Annotated in this window: 23 protein-coding genes and 1 tRNA gene; 16 read left to right on the top strand and 8 right to left on the bottom strand. The window is 38.5% G+C overall.

Annotation, left to right across the window (positions count from 1 at the left end; all coding sequences use genetic code 11):
• Positions 1–430: 430 nt before the first annotated feature.
• Positions 431–1,159 carry a cytochrome b/b6 domain-containing protein gene (locus PN450_RS11015; RefSeq protein WP_271836284.1) on the bottom strand — a complete coding sequence of 243 codons (729 nt, stop codon included), beginning with the start codon at positions 1,157–1,159 and terminating at the stop codon, positions 431–433.
• 96 nt (positions 1,160–1,255) lie between these two features.
• Between PN450_RS11015 and PN450_RS11010 the strand changes: the two genes are divergently transcribed.
• From PN450_RS11010 to trpD, 3 genes are all read left to right on the top strand, one after another.
• Positions 1,256–2,398 (top strand): hypothetical protein, encoded by a 1,143-nt coding sequence (locus tag PN450_RS11010; protein ID WP_213717684.1) that lies wholly within the window; start codon positions 1,256–1,258, stop codon positions 2,396–2,398.
• Positions 2,399–2,405: 7 nt separating this feature from the next.
• On the top strand, positions 2,406–3,254 hold the full coding sequence (locus PN450_RS11005) for a DNA adenine methylase (protein WP_271836282.1): 849 nt from the start codon (positions 2,406–2,408) through the stop codon (positions 3,252–3,254).
• 116 nt (positions 3,255–3,370) lie between these two features.
• Positions 3,371–4,417 carry an anthranilate phosphoribosyltransferase gene (gene trpD / locus PN450_RS11000; protein WP_271836281.1) on the top strand — a complete coding sequence of 349 codons (1,047 nt, stop codon included), beginning with the start codon at positions 3,371–3,373 and terminating at the stop codon, positions 4,415–4,417.
• On the opposite strand, the gene PN450_RS10995 is transcribed toward trpD, so the two are convergent.
• The gene (locus PN450_RS10995) at positions 4,347–5,399 is read right to left on the bottom strand and encodes a retropepsin-like aspartic protease family protein (RefSeq protein WP_271836280.1); all 1,053 of its coding nucleotides are present in this window, start codon (positions 5,397–5,399) and stop codon (positions 4,347–4,349) included. The genes trpD and PN450_RS10995 overlap by 71 nt on opposite strands.
• Before the next feature lie 358 nt (positions 5,400–5,757).
• Between PN450_RS10995 and PN450_RS10990 the strand changes: the two genes are divergently transcribed.
• From PN450_RS10990 to PN450_RS10960, 7 genes are all read left to right on the top strand, one after another.
• Positions 5,758–6,240 carry a hypothetical protein gene (locus PN450_RS10990; RefSeq protein WP_015078716.1) on the top strand — a complete coding sequence of 161 codons (483 nt, stop codon included), beginning with the start codon at positions 5,758–5,760 and terminating at the stop codon, positions 6,238–6,240.
• Positions 6,227–6,625, top strand: a complete 399-nt coding sequence (locus PN450_RS10985) for a hypothetical protein (RefSeq protein WP_246863146.1) — start codon at positions 6,227–6,229, stop codon at positions 6,623–6,625. Before PN450_RS10990 ends, PN450_RS10985 begins: the two co-directional genes overlap by 14 nt.
• 96 nt (positions 6,626–6,721) lie before the next feature.
• On the top strand, positions 6,722–7,879 hold the full coding sequence (gene carA / locus PN450_RS10980; protein WP_148763321.1) for a glutamine-hydrolyzing carbamoyl-phosphate synthase small subunit: 1,158 nt from the start codon (positions 6,722–6,724) through the stop codon (positions 7,877–7,879).
• 157 nt (positions 7,880–8,036) lie between these two features.
• Entirely contained in the window at positions 8,037–8,393 is a 357-nt protein-coding gene (locus tag PN450_RS10975; RefSeq protein ID WP_041457647.1) for an STAS domain-containing protein, read from the top strand.
• Positions 8,394–8,624: 231 nt separating this feature from the next.
• On the top strand, positions 8,625–9,104 hold the full coding sequence (locus PN450_RS10970; protein WP_015078720.1) for a Mini-ribonuclease 3: 480 nt from the start codon (positions 8,625–8,627) through the stop codon (positions 9,102–9,104).
• 536 nt (positions 9,105–9,640) lie between these two features.
• A complete protein-coding gene (gene rlmB / locus PN450_RS10965) occupies positions 9,641–10,561 on the top strand; it encodes a 23S rRNA (guanosine(2251)-2'-O)-methyltransferase RlmB (RefSeq protein WP_051155230.1) in 921 nt (306 codons plus the stop codon).
• Positions 10,562–10,681: 120 nt separating this feature from the next.
• Complete coding sequence (locus PN450_RS10960) at positions 10,682–10,984, top strand: DUF1816 domain-containing protein (protein ID WP_015078722.1); 303 nt, start codon at positions 10,682–10,684, stop codon at positions 10,982–10,984.
• A gap of 66 nt (positions 10,985–11,050) precedes the next feature.
• On the opposite strand, the gene PN450_RS10955 is transcribed toward PN450_RS10960, so the two are convergent.
• The gene (locus PN450_RS10955; RefSeq protein WP_271836278.1) at positions 11,051–11,875 is read right to left on the bottom strand and encodes an alpha/beta fold hydrolase; all 825 of its coding nucleotides are present in this window, start codon (positions 11,873–11,875) and stop codon (positions 11,051–11,053) included.
• A gap of 217 nt (positions 11,876–12,092) precedes the next feature.
• Complete coding sequence (locus tag PN450_RS10950) at positions 12,093–12,839, bottom strand: DsbA family protein (RefSeq protein WP_271836277.1); 747 nt, start codon at positions 12,837–12,839, stop codon at positions 12,093–12,095.
• Between the two features lie 187 nt (positions 12,840–13,026).
• Here PN450_RS10950 and PN450_RS10945 point away from each other — a divergent pair, with 187 nt between their 5' ends.
• Positions 13,027–13,347 (top strand): DMT family transporter, encoded by a 321-nt coding sequence (locus tag PN450_RS10945; RefSeq protein ID WP_015078726.1) that lies wholly within the window; start codon positions 13,027–13,029, stop codon positions 13,345–13,347.
• Here the strand turns inward: PN450_RS10945 and PN450_RS10940 are convergent.
• Positions 13,330–13,485, bottom strand: coding sequence for a hypothetical protein (locus tag PN450_RS10940; protein WP_271836276.1), 156 nt, complete (start codon positions 13,483–13,485; stop codon positions 13,330–13,332). The genes PN450_RS10945 and PN450_RS10940 overlap by 18 nt on opposite strands.
• A gap of 312 nt (positions 13,486–13,797) precedes the next feature.
• Between PN450_RS10940 and PN450_RS10935 the strand changes: the two genes are divergently transcribed.
• The 3 genes from PN450_RS10935 (at position 13,798) to PN450_RS10925 (ending at position 17,074) form a co-directional block, all read left to right on the top strand.
• Positions 13,798–14,568, top strand: a complete 771-nt coding sequence (locus tag PN450_RS10935; RefSeq protein WP_271823670.1) for a pentapeptide repeat-containing protein — start codon at positions 13,798–13,800, stop codon at positions 14,566–14,568.
• A 124-nt stretch (positions 14,569–14,692) separates the two neighbouring features.
• A complete protein-coding gene (gene ilvD / locus PN450_RS10930) occupies positions 14,693–16,384 on the top strand; it encodes a dihydroxy-acid dehydratase (protein ID WP_271823669.1) in 1,692 nt (563 codons plus the stop codon).
• A gap of 69 nt (positions 16,385–16,453) precedes the next feature.
• Positions 16,454–17,074, top strand: a complete 621-nt coding sequence (locus PN450_RS10925) for a hypothetical protein (protein ID WP_271836275.1) — start codon at positions 16,454–16,456, stop codon at positions 17,072–17,074.
• On the opposite strand, the gene PN450_RS10920 is transcribed toward PN450_RS10925, so the two are convergent.
• The gene (locus PN450_RS10920; protein ID WP_271836274.1) at positions 17,049–18,212 is read right to left on the bottom strand and encodes an NAD(P)/FAD-dependent oxidoreductase; all 1,164 of its coding nucleotides are present in this window, start codon (positions 18,210–18,212) and stop codon (positions 17,049–17,051) included. The two genes, PN450_RS10925 and PN450_RS10920, sit on opposite strands and share 26 nt — an antisense overlap.
• A gap of 46 nt (positions 18,213–18,258) precedes the next feature.
• Complete coding sequence (locus tag PN450_RS10915; RefSeq protein WP_148763300.1) at positions 18,259–18,510, bottom strand: macro domain-containing protein; 252 nt, start codon at positions 18,508–18,510, stop codon at positions 18,259–18,261.
• 192 nt (positions 18,511–18,702) lie between these two features.
• Here PN450_RS10915 and PN450_RS10910 point away from each other — a divergent pair, with 192 nt between their 5' ends.
• Positions 18,703–18,939, top strand: coding sequence for a hypothetical protein (locus tag PN450_RS10910; RefSeq protein ID WP_015078732.1), 237 nt, complete (start codon positions 18,703–18,705; stop codon positions 18,937–18,939).
• Between the two features lie 342 nt (positions 18,940–19,281).
• Positions 19,282–19,354 (top strand) — tRNA-Ile (locus PN450_RS10905).
• Between the two features lie 16 nt (positions 19,355–19,370).
• On the opposite strand, the gene PN450_RS10900 is transcribed toward PN450_RS10905, so the two are convergent.
• Positions 19,371–20,141, bottom strand: a complete 771-nt coding sequence (locus tag PN450_RS10900) for an RNA methyltransferase (protein WP_213717673.1) — start codon at positions 20,139–20,141, stop codon at positions 19,371–19,373.
• Positions 20,142–20,323: the final 182 nt, after the last annotated feature.

Below are 20,323 nucleotides of genomic sequence, written 5' to 3'. Positions count from 1 at the left end.
ATCACATTGCTACCCCCCTTAGTCCCCCCTTGTAAAGGGGGGAAACAATAAAAATCCAGTTCCCTCCCCTTTACAAGGGGAGGGTTAGGGTGGGGTAAAAAATATTTGATACATCAACCATAACTTTTCAAACACCCTCTTAGACTGTCTGAATCAGGATAACCAGGATTTAAGGATTAACAGGATGTGATTTTTTATTTAAAGTGGGGTTTTCGGATAATAGAGAAGCTGCTATTACTTAAATAATAAATTATTATTTAAGTAATAGGTTACAAAATAACGTTTTCAATTTGAGAATATTCAATTTATCAATCTGTGCTAGTAATTTTTTCAAAGTTTCAGATTCTTCATTTGAGAATTGATTATCAGAATTTTTTATTAATAAATCATCTTCGTAAGAAATTACTAAAACCTGGAATAATAACTCCTTTTACGATTCACCACTAGAAAAAAACAAAGGTAAAACAAATGCTGTGATAATTCCCGCCAATACAATCACCTCGATTATTTTCATTAATAAACCAACTGCCATAAATTGATTAATTTCTTCTCTAAGATTATTGGAAAAATCATTGAACCAAGCAAGTAAACGACCATACCAGTTAGCAGGGCTATCTTCTGGACGAAATTTCCATGATAATATTGACAGTAATAATGGCACACCACCAACTTTAGCAGACATCAAAACATGAATTGCTAAACAACAAATCATGATTAACCAAGCTATTAAATGAGCATAATACCAACTATGATCAAGTTCTCCTATAGGTAGCCATTCTTCTTTCATCATTCTGCCAGATACTACCGCCAAAACACCAGCGAGTAACATTTTAGTATTTGCTAAACGTTGGAGACTTACCCACCAAATTGGTCTACCAAATTGAGTTAAATTTTGGATAGAGTCTGGTTGTAATAGTCGTCTTTTTCCAGCATGAAAACTATAAACAGCAAAAAATGGCAGTAAAATCAAGAAAAATACTGCCAATGTCCCATGAATATCCTGTATAGGATTGATTTTAGGAATTGGGATATATCCAAATCTTTTATCAAAAGTGTTGTACACTAAGAATCCACTAATAATTGCGCCAATGACTAAAATCCCGCTGACACCATGCAGGATTCTGAATATTAATGGTTGATAGGGGGCTGAACGGTTCATAGATTGATGTAGTAAGTTTGAAGAAGGGTAATTTTGTTGTAAATACGCCATGAAAATATATAATATCCTAAAGAGTAACTAGAGAAGAGTGCATTAATGGTTGAAATTATACATTTTACAGGATTTATTAAAGGCGTAACCTATAAAACTTGCTTAGGTGAAAAATTAAATGAAATTAATATAGATAGTTTTGATGTCAATCAAGCAAGTAGTTATGGATTAATAAAGTCATCTATAACTGAGATTGCTTATTCTAAATGGGTTTCACCTAAAAGAACTAGAAGTTATCCTTTTGCGAGAATATATACTACATATAATTCATCTAAAATTATTACTATTATTCCAGTAATTAAAGATGAAGGTAAAGATGGAGATAGAGATGTAATTCAATACTCCACAATTTCATGGATGAATTTACTAAATATTTATATTGTGCTTGCTTATTATGAAACAGCCCAGAAAAGTAATAAAAAAGGACAGCTAACCAAAGATAAACTTTCCAATCAAAAGTTTAATGATGAATTTGTAAAAGCTCAAATTAACGAAATACTAGCATATCGTCAAAGTGCTTTACACTGGAATAAAAATTTATTTGAAGAAAGGTTTTCATCAATTTTTGAAAAAGCACTAAACTCTTACGATTCTATTGCTAGTCAAACTGGAGTAGTTATTCACTCACGAATAAGCATGGATAACTATTTACAAAAAATTATTTTTGAGTTTGAAGAATTTAAAAATATTTCTCTTAAAGGTTCTCAAAGTGCCAGTAAACGAGAAGCTATGACTTCTCATAAAATGGAATATTTAGAAGATGGACTAAAAGCAACTTTTAGTATTGAGAATTATTTAGGAGGAGTTTATCACTTGACTGCTGATGAAATATTTGTTTATAATAATGACTATATAATTCAAGAATCCAAAAATTCTTCAAAAGAATCTTTACCTAAACTTCCTGATATTCAAGATGGTTTATTTAAGTTAATTTTATTTTCCAACCTAGATTCTTTAAGACTGAATGGAGAACCAGTTGATTTTCTAACAAAATTAAAGCTTACTGGAAAAAATGTAGTTGGTTCTATTATTTTTCCTGATGCAACAGTGGAAGAACTAGATAACTTTTTACAAGCTAACAAGACAATTTTTACTAAAAAGCAAAAACAGATTATCGGAAAGTTGGCTTTAGAAGCAGAAAATAATCAAAAATTAAAAATACAAGTTTCTGGTAATTCCAAAATATAATGTCGTTATGATAAAAAGTCCTCTCCGTTATCCTGGTGGAAAATCAAGAGCAATTAAAAGCATCGCTGAATGTCTCCCAAAAAAGTTTTCTGAATTTAGAGAACCCTTTGTTGGTGGTGGTTCAGTATTCATCTATCTTAAACAAAAATTTCCTCATCTCCAGATTGCTATTAACGATTTAAACCCAGAATTATATCTATTTTGGCATTTTGTAAAATCTGATTTATCAAAATTAGTTTCCGGAGTTTGGCAAATTAAAAAAACCTCCCAAGATGGAAAATTACTCTTTGCCAAATTAGCTCATGTAGATGTTAACACCTTATCTGATTTAGAAAGAGCAGTGCGCTTTTTTGTTCTTAACAGAATTACATTTTCGGGAACTATAGAATCAGGAGGTTTCTCCCTAGAATCTTTTCATAAAAGATTTACTAACTCATCAATAGATAGACTGGAAAAATTAGAACATATACTAACACAAGATGTGAAAATCACCAACTTAGATTATAGTCATCTAATTAATGAACCAGGAAAAGACGTATTTATATTTTTAGATCCTCCTTATGTTAAAGCCGAAAAATCTAAATTGTATGGTAAAAAAGGAGATTTACATATAGGATTTGATCATCAAAGACTTGCACAAATATTAAAGCAATGTCCCCATAACTGGTTAATAACCTATGATGATTGCCCAGAAATTAGAGAAAATTTTCAATGGGCAAATATCATTGAATGGGAATTACAATATGGCATGAATAACTATAAACAAAAAAAAGCCGAAAAAGGTAAAGAACTATTCATTAGTAATTATGAAATAAAACCAAAACCCGAAAAATCTCTTCCTTCTCTACCTCTGTGACCTCTGTGCCTCTGCGGTTCGTTCTCATTCCATAAAATATCCACTAACAGCGATAGCGCGAAACAAAAAGCCATTTTTCGGTAAAATCAAATTCAACATCATAAAAAACCCGAACAATGGATTTTACTATTTGGTCTAACTTACTCAAACAATTATTAGAACGTCAATCATTATCCCGCACTCAAGCCGCAGAATTGATGCAAGGATGGATAAATGAAACAATTCCCCCAGAACTATCAGGGGCGATTTTAATGGCCTTAAACTTCAAAGGCGTTTGTGCAGAAGAATTAACAGGAATGGCCGAAGTCTTAAAATCCCTGTCTTCCGTACCCATAAACAAACGTGAGCATACCCCATTTGTCCCGTTAATTGATACTTGTGGTACAGGTGGTGATGGAGCATCAACCTTTAATATTTCCACCGCTGTCGCCTTTGTAGTGGCTGCTGCTGGTGTACCTGTCGCTAAACATGGTAGTCGTTCAGCCTCCAGTCTTACAGGCAGCGCCGATGTTTTAGAAGCACTGGGAGTAAACTTGACTGCTGCGAGTGAAAAAGTCCAAGCAGCAGTGCAAGAGGTAGGAATTACATTTTTATTTGCCCCTGGTTGGCATCCAGCCCTGAAAGCAGTTGCCCCATTACGGCGGAATCTCAAAGTGCGGACTGTGTTTAATTTACTTGGACCTTTGGTAAATCCCCTGAATCCCACCGGTCAGGTAATTGGTGTTTTTGATCCTCAACTGATAGAAACCGTTGCTGAAACCTTAAATCTCTTGGGGACACAAACAGCAATGGTTCTTCATGGGAGAGAAAAATTAGATGAAGCTGGTTTAGGCGATATTACCGATTTGGCGATCTTAAAAGATGGTAAAGTATTGTTAACTACTGTTGATCCCCAAGAAGTCGGTGTCACACCTGCCCCCATTACCGCCGTCAAAGGTGGTAACGTTCAAGAAAATGCGGTGATTCTGCAAGAAGTTTTGCAAGGGAAAGGAACACAAGCGCAACAGGATATAGTGGCGTTAAATGCTTCCCTGGCATTGCAAGTAGCAGGTGCAGTTCCCTGGCTAAATCATGCTCAAGGAGTGACTTTAGCTAAAGAAATTTTACAAAGCGGTAGCCCTTGGACAAAGTTGGCACATTTAGTGGAATTCCTGGGGGATTAGCTTCTGAGTGGGCTTGGGGACGAAATTCCACAACGTTACGTTTGATAGTTACATCGTAATTACCGAAAAAGTCATGTCCTAAAAGTCCTGTGTCTAATTCTGTCCCAGCGATCGCTACTGGGACTTTATTTACCGTCATCCCCCCAACTTCCATAGAATCAAGATAGCCAATGGGGAATTCCACAGCCTTAGCGCTGGCCGTATTCGCTTTAGCTTTTCCTACCGTTACCACTCCTAAAGCCGCTGCTATCTTTTGGGTGATTACAGTCCCACTAGCTCCCGTATCCACAATCATCTCAAATCGCTGTGTACCGTTGAAAGTAACTTCAATAATTGGTGTACCACCAATTCGCCGCTTAATTGGGGCAATAAATACCTCATTATTGCGGGGGAGGATAGTTGATGACGGGAAACTAGGCTTAGATAAGGATGGTTTTAGGGTTTTGACAGAGGAACGGGGGGGAACTATGCCATGACTCTGTGGCTGAGGAACATCAATGACAACCGATTGCGGTTGAGTTAAAGAAGATGCTAAATTTTTGGGGTAGGCTTTGCGACGAGCAAAGGCAATTTGACGGCGATATTCACCGATTTGGCGTTGAGCAAAGGCAAAATTGCCACTATCACGGCGGACTTGCTTCATGAGAGCGATCGCATCTTGCAACTGACTCACTACCAAATTCCAATCATCCACAGACACAGCAGATTGGCTGATACTTTTAGCACCAGCAGCTTTATCTAGTGCCATTGCCAAAGGACTTAATTGGGTGGGAGAAGATTCTCGTGGCGTTGATTTCGGACTAGCTAACAATTGTTGACGTTGACGGGGAGAGTGGATGGCTGCCAAACTCCCAGTTGACAAAGATTGCTTAGATTCATCAGTTGTCGTTGTCTGCTGATCTTGATCACAGGCAACAGTCAAAACCGCTAAACTAACGGAACAAAAAATGAGGGCTGTCCGGGACAAAAAAGACTGAAGCATAGTGAATGTTTTAACCGCCCTGGCTGCTCTTCCCAAGTGTACTCCTCCCACCCAATTAAAGATGCGTGACTATTGAATCATTTTAAAATTAAAGTTTTGATGAAGAATTTTTGGTGATTTTATATACATATATACGATTTATATGATTTTTTTTGTGAAAAATTGTATAGTAACTACGGGAAGGTTCTGAGTTTTCGATCAACAATATGAATATATTGTCTGTCTGGCATTACCAGATATTATAAGGGAAATGCCGAAAACCCTTGAAGATGTAACTGACTTAGGAAGCTACATCTGTGCTTTAGACAAGGGATGAAGGCTAGAGGCTTTCCTTTATATACGAGTAGAGGTATTAACCATGTCTAGCGCAGTTTTAATTGATTTTGGTCAAATTTATCAAGTTCGAGGCAACAAGGTTGCTTCTGCTGCAAAATTTGATGAAATTACTTCACGTTTAAAAAAAGCATCAAGAGAGATCAAGACTGAATGGAACAATTTTTCTTCTGAACAACGTGATTACTTAACAGATTTTGCCTACTCTTTCATTGAACCAACGCAGGAAGCTACAGGGTTTTTGGATATCCTCAAATCAAAAATTTATTTGCTTTTTTTGAATCTTACCTCCCAAAGAGAATCTTTTGATGCTTGTGTTGATGCTATTGATTTCTTGGTTGATACAATTCTTGATTGTATTGAGCAAGATGATCCCGGCTATCAGGCTGTTTTATCTGATACTTTAGAGGAATTGCGTTTAAATTACGAACGGATTCCAGAAGTAAAGCCGGAGGATAGTAGTGCCTGGTTGCGAAATATATTCGATAAGGCCATTGCCGAAGTTTGAGATTAGTCTTGTTAAACTTGTTAAAACTCACTACAAAAAAAATAAAAGAGCTAGAGATTCATTTGAGACTTTGATACAAAAGTATATAGAGACTCTTGCAAAAGATCCGCTTTTTGATGAATCAGATAGCGAGAATTTTCCTAAGGGTGCTTACAAACCAGATTTTGAATTTAGAAAAATTCGGTTTTTAATGCCGGAACTTCAAGGTGCTTCTCGTCAAGGCAGATTTATGTATGTTGTTCATCAAGCTTCTTGTTCTGTCTATCCTATATGGGTTTATACCCATGAAGAATATCCGAAAAGACCTAGCGATCAGGAATTGAAAGAGCAATTTGCAATTATAGAAGAAATGAATATTGTAGATGTAGATTCTCCACCTTCATAAACCATGAGAAGATATACCTGTGCTGTCTTCTAAAAAAATAATTTATAGAAGATATAAAACCCTTTTTTCTCTCCAATTACTAATTACAAATAATCTATGCCCCTATCTGACGCAATACCTGCTCTACTTGTCCTAGCAGATGGCTCTATTTATCGCGGTTGGTCTTTCGGAGCGACAGGAACTGCCATTGGCGAAATCGTGTTCAACACTGGTATGACCGGATATCAAGAAGTATTAACCGATCCTAGTTACTGTGGTCAAATTGTCATTTTTACCTATCCCGAATTAGGTAACACTGGCATTAATCCCGAAGACGAAGAATCAAATCAACCTCATGTTAAGGGAGCGATCGCTCGGAATATTTGTCATAAACCCAGCAATTGGCGTTCCACCCAATCCCTCCCCAACTACCTCCAACAGCACCAAATTCCAGCTATTTACGGCATAGATACCCGCGCCCTCACCCGGAAAATTCGCACCTTTGGGGCGATGAATGGCGGCATTTCCACAGCAATTCTCGACGAAGCAGAATTGTTAGAAATGGTACAAGCTGCTCCCAACATGACAGGCTTAAACCTAGTCAAAGATGTCACCACACCAACCGTTTACGAATGGCTGGAAGCCACAACAGCCCCTTGGGAATTCAATTCCGCAGCAGTGGCTAAAATTGGCGAAACCTTCACCGTCGTCGCCCTAGACTTTGGTGTCAAGCGGAATATCTTGCGTCGTCTAGCCAGTTATGGATGTCGCGTCATAGTTGTTCCTGCCGATACACAACCAGAAGAAATTCTCAAATACAATCCAGATGGTATTTTCCTCTCCAACGGACCAGGAGACCCCGCCGCCGTCACAGAAGGTATCAACACCACAAGAGCCTTACTAGACAGCCAAAAACCCATATTTGGCATTTGTATGGGACACCAAATTTTAGGTCATGCTCTCGGTGCAGAAACATTTAAACTAAAATTTGGACATCGGGGTTTAAATCAACCTGCTGGTTTACAAACAAGAGTGGAAATTACCAGCCAAAATCACAGTTTTGCTCTTGATCCAGACTCCTTACCAACTGCTACAGTCGAGGTCAGCCACTTGAACCTCAATGATCTGACAGTAGCTGGAGTCCGTCACAAGACCCTACCTGTGTTTTCTGTTCAGTATCACCCAGAAGCCAGTCCTGGACCCCATGATGCTGATTACTTGTTTGAGCAGTTTGTACTAAAAATGCAAGCAGCACGTCAAGGCGCAATCGCCTAACTTGAGGATAAAAACGTCATGATGGATATTGGTAATTAGTAAAAATTTTTGCCAGTCCCCAACATAGACAAATTGCTCAAAAACCATCTACACTAGAACGTTTACTTTTAGTAAAAAGAACGAGGAGAAAATCATAGCTGAACCACTGAATCTAACCGTGAGCCTGAGAGGTACACGCGAAGTCCGCGATAGCTGTCAGCTATTCCGCCTCACAGGTTTATTAGACGCTTTCTCTGAGCCAACATTCATTAAAGTAATCGGCAGTAAAATTGAGGACGGTCCAAAAAACATCATTTTGGATCTTTCACAGATCGACTTTGTGGACAGTTCTGGCTTAGGTGCGCTCGTAAGACTAGCCAAACTGGCTAAACCTGAACCAGATGGTGAAGGCAGTTTCCAAATTGTCAGTAATGCCCGTGTAACCCAAACGGTTAAGCTTGTTCGTTTAGAAAAATTTCTCTCCTTACAACTTACAGTTGAAGCAGCCCTAGAAAACATCCCCTCTGCGGCTTGATTGCTTAAATGGAAAATCTAAATTAGGCTGTCCGATGTCAAATCTGGATAGCCTAATTTTTGGATATAGTAGGGAATGGAGTTGAAAGTCTTTTAAGTGCATACTGTTATATCAGGGAATAACCCTTATTTAATGTATTATGTTGAGAGTTAAATATAATTTAAGTTGTTTTAGATAATGCCGGCAAAAATTGTCTCCCGATGTAGTGCTTTTTTAAGGAATGATTAATCTGTGAAGTCCAAGGAGGAAACAGGCGAACACGAAGAAGATGAAACCGCTACACAGCATTCATCAGATATTTTCCCGTGGTTGGTAAATGCGACGCAACTGCCCCAGCAAATATCCCCAGCCCAAATAAAACAGATATCTCCTTCAGCTTTAGCCTACTTGGGGGATGCAATTTATGAATTATATGTTAGAATGTTTTATCTGTGGCCACAACAACGACTAGACAACTACCATCGTTCCGTCGTGGATCAGGTAAGAGCAGAAACACAAGCGCTACATTTGCGAATGTTAACTCCTTACTTGAGGAGTAACGAATTAGAAATTGTTCGCAGAGGTCGTAACTCTGCTACGAGTCGTCATAAACGACTGAATCCCGAAATTTATCAACAGGCAACTAGTTTAGAAACCCTAGTTGGCTACTTATATCTTACTGATTACCCCCGTTTAACCGAGCTATTACAAAAACTTCCCCTAGAGAAATAGTGAGAAGCTACATCTGGCGATTGTTACTGATTTGTAATTGTTCATTAAATTGATGTCATCGGGCTGTTCCCTCATTTAAATCAAACCTCAATACTGTTATGACAAGTCAACCAAAGAAAAGTAATTCTGGCGGACAACCAAAACGTGGTCAGCCAGTGAAAATCAAGGGCAAACGCGTTGTCCCTCAACCTAGCCGTAATCAAGGCAAAAGTGATGGTAAACCCATTTCTGCTAAACCTCGCTCTCGCTACGGTTCTGAACAATCCCCAGAAGTGAAAGTAGATAGAGAAGGTAAATCTTATTCTGCTAAACCTCGCACATCTCGCTACGGTTCTGAACAATCCCCAGAAGTGAGAGTAGATAGAGAAGGTAAATCCTATTCTGCTAAACCTCGCTCTCGCTACGGTTCTGAACAATCCCCAGAAGTGAGAGTAGACAGAGAAAGTAAGTCATTTTCCGTGAAACCCCGCACATCTCGCTACGGTTCTGAACAATCTTCAGAAGTGAGAGTAGACAGAGAAAGTAAGTCATTTTCCGTGAAACCCCGCACATCTCGCTACGGTTCTGAACAATCTTCAGAAATCGCATTACCAACGGGCGGTAAATCCTTCACTGCTAGATATCGTCCCTCTTCCCAATTTTCCGAGCAATCCTCAGAAATCACACCCACAGAAGAAACTGATCTAATCTATGGTCGTCATCCAGTTTTGACTGCCTTGGAAAATGAACACAGTATCAACCGTCTTTGGATTACTACTCGTCTCCGTTATGATCCCAGATTTCATCATTTGATTTTGCAAGCCAAAGATAATGGCGCAGTTATTGATGAAGTTGAACCAATGCGGTTAGACCAAATTACTGGTCGGGCAAATCACCAAGGAATAGCGGCTCAAATTGCTCCTTATTCTTATATTGAACTAGAGGATCTGATTAGCAACGCTAAAGCTGTGACTGATCCTGTAATTGTAGTTGCTGATGGTATTACTGATCCCCACAATTTAGGTGCAATTATTCGCACAGCAGAAGCGATTGGCGCTCACGGTTTGGTGATTCCTCAAAGAAGGGCAGCGGGAATTACTTCTACGGTGATGAAAGTCGCAGCAGGGGCATTAGAAACCTTTCCTGTATCTAGAGTTGTCAACCTTGGTCGCGCTTTAGAACAGTTAAAAGAAGAAGGCTTTTGGATTTATGGAACTGCGGTTACAGGTAGCGAACCATTACAAAGTGTTAAGTTTAGCGGACCTGTGGTTTTAGTCGTGGGTGGTGAAGGCGAAGGTCTGGGGATGTTGACACAACGTTCTTGTGATGTTTTGGTGTCCATTCCCTTACAGGGCAAGACTCCTAGCCTCAATGCTTCGGTGGCAACTGGTATGGCACTTTACGAAATTTATCGCCAAAAATCTCAAAATACACTGTATCTTGATAAACTACAGACAATTGCTTTGAAAAAACAATAGTACAGTTACTGATTTCGTAGACAAATATCCACGAAATCAGTGAATATAAACAATGTAAAAGACAATAAATCCAACCTATTTTCACACATCCAGTCACACGTTTATAAATCGGCGAAAACCATGAAAACGATTTGGCATAACTTCCAAGAGGGGTTGATTAATACATTCAATGGACTCGGCCTTGCTTGGTGGGTAGAAATTGTCACACAAAATCCCAGTTGTACATACTACTTTGGTCCATTTTTCAGTTCTGTGGAAGCTACTAAAGCCAGCAATGGCTATATAGAAGATTTGGAAATTGAAGGAGCGCAGGGAATTATAGTGAATATCAAACGCTGTAAACCTACTGTTTTAACAATTGCTGAAGATTTGGGGGAATGGATTGACCGTAAAGTAAAGCCTGTCTTTAGCGGTCAAATTTAGTCTAATCAACAATTCCAGAGGCTGTTATCGTTCCTGGGCTAATCCTGGGAACGAACTATGGCTAATTTAAACTTCGATTATTTGGGGGTTGGTTACTAACCAACTATCAATGTCTCCTAATAACTGTTGGGGTATTTCCCAAGGAAAGAGGTGGGCTGTGTTGGGGTAACATTGCCATTGAGAGTTTTTGATGTGTCGGGCTGTTTCTAAACTGGCATCAGCGGTAATGTGGCGGTCTTGTTCACCAGCAAGCACTAGGCTAGGACATTGGATTTGCCAAAGGTCGGGGGTGCGATTATAACCTGCTCTCATGGCACTGTAGAGGGCGTTTGTAGCTGCTGATGAGGTTTGTAAGTAGGCTGGTAGGGCATCCCTAGCTATGTAATTGTATGCTGTGGATGTGTGTTGTTGAATTAAGTAGCGAAAGAGCGATCGCTTGCCGAAAGTATCAATATTCCATTGCCAACTGGGTTTTATATAGTTCAATATACCAGCAATGCCTGTATAAATATTGTCTTGCCAAGAAATTCGGGGATGATTGCCCCAAGGTCTAGCGGCTGTGGCTACTAAAATCAAGCCTGTCACCCGTTGCGGTAGGCGCATGGCCAGTTCCATGGCTAAAATGCCTCCTAGCGACCATCCCAATAATAAACATTTTTCTATTTTCAATTGGTCTAATAGGGCTTCTAGGTCGTCCAAATGGTCTTGCATCTCAAATTTGCCCTGAAACCGACTTTTGCCATATCCACGCAAATCTGGGGCAATGGTTTGGTAGCGTTTTGATAGATGATTGGTAAAGATAGAGAGGCTACGTCCCGAACCAGGATGACCATGTAAACCAAGGATGGGAAATCCTTGACCTTGGATGTAGAAGTTAAGTGGTACAACCATAAATCCTGATTGTAAGTTCTATTTTTCGATATAACCCCTTCTTCAATAAAATAGGAATTGAGAAGCGAAAAGTTATCCTCATCACTTCTCATAAGACTACTCCTTACACTTATTGCAATTAGAACAGTTAACCAATACGTGCCACCTCTAGCTAAAGGTGCAGATTTATTGGCAACAACCATAAAACTGGTATAAATTATTGCTTAACCATCAGATTTTATTGTTTACCTTGCAATATTTCTTCCACTTCTGTGAGTTTCACTGGTCCAGAAAAATTTGGACTGGTCATAATAAAAGATGGTGTGCCACCCAATCCTAATTGTTGGGCTAATAATAGGTCTTTTTGGATGGATTTATTAGCTAATTTGCGATCATTGCCAAATTTTGTGAGGTTTAAATTGAGCTTTTTAGCAGTGTCTAAATATAAAGTCTCACCCAATTGTTTTTGGTTGGTAAACAAGGCATCATGATATTCCCAAAACTTACCTTGTTGATATGCTGCCCAAGCTACTGTAGCTGCGGGTAATGCTTGATCATGAATTTGATAAAGGGGAAAATGCTTATAAACTAAGGTGAATTTATTTGGATATTTTGCCAATAAATCTTTGAGTGTTTGATGGGCTTCGGCACAATAAGGACATTCAAAATCTGAAAATTCTATCAATACGGTTTTTGATTTGGTTGCACCAATTGTGGGAGAATCACCAATTACAGATTGAGGATTTGTTTGAAAATCATTGATAAATTTTTGTCGTGATTGTTGTAGTTTCTCTTGCTGTTGCTGCTGGTATATTTCTACAGATTTAATAATGATTTCGGGATTTTTGCGGATAATTTCTAAAACTTGTTGTTCTAGTTGGGGGTTGATTTTGGTATCAGCTTGGACAGGAAGTGACCAGGTTAATATCAAGCCGATTAAGCTAACAATTGCTAAATTTCGGAAATGAGTCAAAATTTTGAACATTTTTTTTCAAGGTATAGCACTAGCAATGTGATTTTATCAAGTAGCGGATAAAACAGCAATTATTTCAAGTTTCTGAAATAATGCCTTTAGTTAATATACATTTTTTAAATTAAAGTTTACATAGAATTTAATTCTGGACAAAATTTATCAGTAAATATCCCAATCGAATAGGAGTGCTATAACAGTTATGTTAATCAGTTGGCTTTATCTGATAGCAGCAATTATTTTTGAAGTTTCTGGTACAACTTGTATGAAACTGTCAGAAGAATTTACCAAAATTATCCCCTCAATTTTTATTTTTGTATTTTATGGACTTTGCTTAACGTTTTTAACTCTTTCTCTGAGGACAATTCCGGTGAGTATAGTTTATTCTATTTGGGCAGGTTTTGGTACTCTGATAATTGCTACTATTAGCGTGATTTGGTTTCATGAGTCTTTTACGCTGGTAAAAATTATCTCTATGTCTTTTATAATTATCGGTATTATTGGTTTAAATTTGGCTGAGTAAAGGGCAGAGGCAGGGGGAAATAATTACTAACAACCACTGACAACTAACAACTGACAACTGTACGGGCGAAGCATTTGGAGAAATATTTTTGGCAATGACTGATAATTTATCTTCCAAATGCTTCGCCCCTACTAACAACCAACAACTGTACGGGCGAAGCATTTGGAGAAATATTTTTGGCAATGACTGATAATTTATCTTCCAAATGCTTCGCCCCTACTGACAACCAACAACTGTACGGGCGAAGCATTTGGAGAAATATTTTTGGCAATGACTGATAATTTATCTTGCAAATGCTTCGCCCCTACTGACAACTGACAACTGTACGGGCGAAGCATTTGGAGAACTATTTTTGGCAATGACTGATAATTTATCTTCCAAATGCTTCGCCCCTACTAACAACTGACAACTGACAACAACTAGAAACTTGAGTGAATACAAAAATAAATTATGAACAGTAAAATTTTGGCAACATCTGTATTTTTACTCACAGTCAGCTTATCAGGTGCAGTTCAAGCTGCAAGTTATGAGGATATTAGGCAGTTATTGGCAAATAAACAATGTCCAAAATGTCTTCTTGGTAATGCTGGGTTAGTAATGGCTGATTTAGCTGGGGCAAATTTAAACGGTGCAAATCTTGCGGGTGCGAATTTAAGTCGGGCAAATTTGGCTGGTGCGGATTTGCGGGGTGCAAATTTAAGCGGTGCGAGTTTATTTGGTGTAAATTTAAGTGAGGCTAAACTTAGCGGTGCAAATTTAAGCGGTGCTGATTTAAGAGATACTTATTTAATGAATGCTGAATTGAAAGGTGCGAATATTACAGGTACAAATTTTCAAGGTGCGGTAGGAATACCTTCGCAAATTGCTAAATCAGAAGATTTTTATGCTTGGGGTGTAGCAGCAGCAGAAAAGGGGAATCTTAAACCAGCTATTGATTATTTTAGCCAAGCGATCGCACTTAAACCAGACTATGCTGGGGCATATTTAGCCCGTGGTGTCGCTAGTTACCAAAGTTTAGATAGAAAAAACGCTTTAGAAGATGCCCAAAAAGCAATAGAACTATTTGAAAAAGAAAAGAATAGTGAAGGAACACAAACAGCCAAAGCATTTATTTTAGAATTAAAAACCCCTTACACAGAAACAGTGAATACAGGTAAACCTAGCTTTATGGATTTTGCGGGTAGTCTAGGTTCAGTCTTATTACAATTTTTGCCCTTCTAATACCCAGTTCATTAATCTATCATTATCTGCGGTTAATGATTATGAAAATCTTGTTCTATGCAGCTTCGTCTTAACTTAGGATACTAACTAAGAAGCAATAATGGCACAGAAGGGAAAAAGATAAATGTCAGAAAATCTTAGAAGTAAAGCTATCACACAAGGGGTACAAAGATCGCCTAATCGCGCCATGCTTAGGGCTGTAGGTTTTGAAGATGCAGATTTTAACAAAGCCATTGTCGGTGTAGCCAATGCCTATAGCACCATTACCCCTTGTAACATGGGGATAAATGAACTGGCACAAAGGGCGCAAACCGCGATTAAAACCGCTGGTGCAATGCCCCAAGTTTTCGGGACAATTACCATTAGTGACGGCATTTCCATGGGAACAGAAGGGATGAAATACTCCCTCGTTTCACGGGAAGTTATCGCTGATTCCATAGAAACAGTCTGTACTGGGCAAAGTATGGACGGTGTATTAGCAATTGGTGGCTGTGACAAAAATATGCCAGGGGCAATGTTAGCCATGGCGCGGATGAATATCCCTGCTATCTTTGTTTACGGTGGTACAATCAAACCCGGACACTATGAGGGTAAAGATCTAACCGTTGTCAGTTCCTTTGAAGCCGTTGGTCAATACAGTGCTGGTAAAATTGACGAAAATGAACTGTTAGCAGTTGAACGCGGTGCTTGCCCCGGTGCGGGTTCATGTGGAGGGATGTTTACAGCCAATACCATGTCTTCAGCTTTTGAAGCCATGGGCATGAGTTTACCCTACTCCTCCACCATGGCTGCTGAAGATCCAGAAAAAGCCGACAGCACCGAAAAATCAGCCGTTGTCCTCGTTGAAGCTATACGAAAACAAATATTACCTCGGCAAATTATCACCCGCAAATCCATAGAAAACGCCATTTCCGTGATTATGGCTGTGGGTGGTTCTACTAATGCAGTATTACATTTTCTAGCGATCGCCCGCGCTGCTGGTGTTGAACTAATTTTAGACGACTTTGAAACCATTCGCGGTCGTGTTCCCGTCATCTGTGATTTAAAACCCAGTGGTAGATATGTAGCCACCGACCTACACAAAGCCGGTGGTATTCCCCAAGTCATGAAAATGCTATTAGCCCATGGCTTGCTGCATGGTGATTGTATCACCATTTCCGGGCAAACAGTCGCCGAAGTCTTAGCAGATATCCCCGCAGAACCACGGACAGACCAAGACGTAATTCGTCCTTGGCATAACCCTATGTATGCCCAAGGACACCTAGCCATTCTCAAAGGCAACCTGGCCATAGAAGGGTCAGTAGCCAAAATTACCGGAGTCAAAAAGCCTGTAATTACAGGACCCGCGAGAGTATTTGAATCGGAAGAATCCTGTTTAGAGGCAATTCTCGCCAAAAAAATCCAAGCTGGGGATGTTATCGTTATCCGCTACGAAGGACCAAAAGGCGGACCCGGTATGAGAGAAATGTTAGCCCCCACCTCCGCTATTATTGGGGCTGGTTTAGGTGACTCTGTAGGCTTAATTACCGACGGACGCTTCTCCGGTGGTACTTACGGCATGGTAGTCGGTCACGTTGCCCCAGAAGCGGCTGTAGGTGGTAACATCGCCTTAGTAGTAGAAGGTGATAGCATTACCATAGATGCCAATGCCCGGTTGTTGCAACTGAATGTATCAGCAGCAGAATTAGCTACTCGTCGCGCAAATTGGCAACCACTTCCACCCAGATATACGAAAGGGGTACTGGCAAAATATGCCAAACTTGTAGCTTCCAGTAGTGTGGGTGCAGTAACAGATTTGGACTTATTTGCTAATTAGTAATTATATGAGATCCCCAACTTCTTTGAGAAGTCGGGGATCTGAATTTAATTAAGATATTTGAAGATTATGCAGCTAAATTCAAACTTATCAGCAACAGTTACTCAACGTTGGCAAATATTGAAAAATGGTATTAATCAAAATTTAGATTCTTTCACTCAATCTATACAACAACAAGCGACAAAAACAACTGATAATACTAAAGATTATTTAGAAAATAATTGGCACAATGTCGAGAGAATTACTAATAATACATCAGGAGTAATTCAAAAAACTATTAATACATCTGTGCATGATTTTTTATCACAATATCCCTGGTTTTTCCAAGTATTAGAAATATTCACATGGGGAATAAATCACCCTGTCAGGGGTGGAATAATTTTATTATTTACAATTGCAGTGATTTGGAGTATCATTAAAGCAATTGTTAGAATCATAGAAACTGCCAGTTGGTCAATTTTAAAAATTCCTTTTATATTACTACAAAAATTATTAAAATCTCTTTGGATAACATTTCCTAAAGTGGGAATTTTCGGCATTGGGAAAATTCAAAGTAAACAGCAACGGTTAGCTGAAATTTCCCAGCGTTTAGAAGTTATTCACAACGAACAAAAAGCACTATTACAAGAAGCTGCTAAACTCATGAAATCAGATACAGATAATGCTAACGGTCAGGAGACATCTGTTTAATTATCTCATCTTCTTGACCAGATACAAAATTAGCAAACCGGACTGCTAAAGGTGGTACAAGGAGAAAAGGACTACTAAAACCGGAAAATATATGTAGTCCTGAAAATTCAGAAATAGCACCAATTAAAGGCAATTTATCCTGAGTAAATGCCACTAAACAATGATGCCATGTTCCTGGTAAATTTCCTAAACTTGGTAATATGTTCGTAATACTTTCTCGTAACCATTGTTCACTTGCTGTTGAGTTAATTTCCGCTTGCGGATTTGTTAAAACCCGGCTAATTTGACCTATGCGTAAACTCCCGTCCAGAAATTGCACCACACCAGCATCTAAAATTGGTGATACTATTTCATGATTCGGATTATCCCATAATTCATCAATTTGAGTAGATTCTGCTTCTAGTTCATATCTTTGCAAATTTGCGGGTGATACTAAGCTATGTAATTGAATATCTGTAGATGGTATTTCAATGATTTCTGCATGAGAAAAATATATTTTCGCAGCAATACCCATTGATTTTAGTAGTTTACGAGTAATTCCCCCAGCACAAATCACAACATTATCACTATGAAAAGTATTAGTATTTGTTTTCACACCTGTACATTTTTTCATAGAAGTAGTTACTAATTCTCTAAATTCCCCAAATTGGATTTCTCCTCCTAAATTTACCATTGCTTGAATGTAAGCTTGGGTAGTTTTTTCTGGGTGAACATGACCATGTTTAACAGTTAATGCACCAGATATAGCTTCGGGGTTTAAAAAAGGTTCTAATTCACAAGCTTCTTGAATACTAATTAAATGCGGAGGAATAACAACATCTTGATAAGATTTAGCCATTGTTTCGGGATTAATATCTACGGAAATAGTCATTAATAAATTTAATTCCCGAAATTGAGTATCTGCATTTAATTCTTCTGATAATATCCGATGACGGGTTAACCCTTCTCTAGATAATTGTTTTGTAATTGCTGTTGTTGCTGACCAAAAACTAATGCCACCATAACTATAACGGGTAGCATTTTGGGGTGTTTGGTATTGTTCCAACAAAAGTACAGAAAATCCAATTTTTGTTAATTCATAAGCAAGTGCAGCCCCAGTAATTCCCGCACCAATAATAATCCAGTCGTAAGTTTTCATAATTTAGTAAAAATGTATATTGCACATGAATTATTAAATGTTTTATTCATTTTAATGAAAGCAAGAATTCTTTTGTCAGAAATTCATCAGCGATTTTTCCATCAGTGGGTAAGTATATACAAACTTGAATATCTAACTCTTTTAAAAACTTGCACATCAATGGTCCAACATCTTGCCATTGTAAATTACCAAGTCCACAACCTAAAGCCGACATTGCCAAAGATTTTATACCTTGTTGTTTATAATTATCCTGAATCCATTTTAACACCAATCCACTTGTCTCAGAGTAGTTACTCAACTACGTAGAAGTTTTGCTTGTATACTAGGACTTAAGCAACTGAGCTTTACGCTTACCTGGAAAGGGTGTAAAGTCTATTTATAATTCCTAGTGTTGATGACTCAGCAGCTTACAATTAAATAGACTGAAATTATAAATATCATAACTGCTTGACAACGCTTTCAATTAAACTATTTCAGAGTATTTAAAACGATGAATATGCAAGAACAACCTAACGGTGCAGATAATAAACGCGCTGACAAGACAGAAATCGCTCTGCATCTAGATTCTGAATTAATAGAGCAAATCCAACATCTCACTAATGACCCCAGTAAAGTGATTGAAGTGGCTATCCGTCAATGGTTACGCGGTGATTTCACCAGAGATGATGAGTTAACACGTACACCCCTACGCACACCCGTTCCCCCTCGTGGTGAATGGAATGATTAAAATCATCCGACAAGTGTCAACAAATAATAAGAAATGTAAAATTTAATGCCTTGAATGCCATAAAGGTCAAAAATCCACAGTTTAAAAATGGGAAAGCTGTAAAAGTTTATGCCAGAATTCAAGTAGCGTTAGTTTGACACTCCCCGTGTCTTTAGACCGGGGGGTGTCAATAAACAGAATTACCAGAAATATTCGCCGAACACTAGATTTAGTGAAATTAGTGGTTTTGTTGATAATTGTTTACAGGTTGCCAAATTATGGTAGAATAGTGTATTGTTGTTGAAGTGAAGTCATAAATCAATGACTAAACTAAAACTACAGGGTTAAAATCCAAGTAAATAAGCGCCTTTGGCCGATTGGGGAGGCAACGAACTCATAATTCGTCTTCAGGCTGGTTCGATTCCAGCAGGGCGCACTTTGCAAAATCCTAACTATAATAAATCACGTTTTTCAGGTTTTTGCCTGTTAATTGCCCATTCTATCTGTCGTAAAATCCCCCTTAACATTCTCACTTCCGCAGTTTGTGGATAAGCACGATTATACAGGTAGCGGAATTTTTCCATGCGACTAGCTGCGGTATGAGGATAAAGATAACCAATGGACAGCAATAAAGATTCCAATTGTTGATAGTATGCCTCCATCGCATCTAACGGGGCAATTTCTGAAACAGGTATATTCTCATCTATAAATAAGTCTGTAGATTGTGACAATTCATAACAACAAATAGAAACCGCAGTAGCTAAATTCAAAGATGGATATTCTGGATTAGTGGGAATAAAAACTAATTTGTGGGCATAATTTAATTCTTCATTAGTTAATCCCCTATCTTCCCTGCCAAAAATTAAAGCTACAGGCTTTTCTGCTGCTGCTAATAACCAGGGTAAAGCGGTGCGAGGGGTTTCTAGAGGAATTTCTCCACTGTAGTCCCGTCCCATGGTTGCAATGGCACGGACACAGCCCTGTAATGCTGCTGGTAATGTATCTACTATGATCGCAGATTCTAAAATGTCTTTGCCACGAACTGCCATTTTTATAGCATCAGAGGATGTGCGATCGCATTGAGGATTGACTAATATTAGTTTAGATAAGCCAAAATTTTTCATAACTCTGGCCACTGAACCTATATTCAATGGTCCGGCTGGTTCTACTAATACGATAATTACGTTATGGCAACTGGGTTGTATATTAAAACTTTCTATCATACTTATTTACTTTTACTGGCTCTAATCATCATAATTCAACATTTAAGTAAGTAGACGAAAATAAATCAAAGTATATTAAGTAATGTAAAAAATCTGGAGATGATTTCGTAGTGAGGGCTTCAGCCCTCAAATGAGGAATAAATTCCTCACTACAAACTTTGAATTATTCAAGCCGTTCTACT

The sequence above is a fragment of the Dolichospermum lemmermannii CS-548 genome, assembly GCF_028330815.1.
In the GTDB taxonomy this organism is placed as follows: domain Bacteria; phylum Cyanobacteriota; class Cyanobacteriia; order Cyanobacteriales; family Nostocaceae; genus Dolichospermum; species Dolichospermum lemmermannii.
Note: the sequence above shows the minus strand (reverse complement) of the source record. Positions and strands in the feature narration are given on the sequence as shown.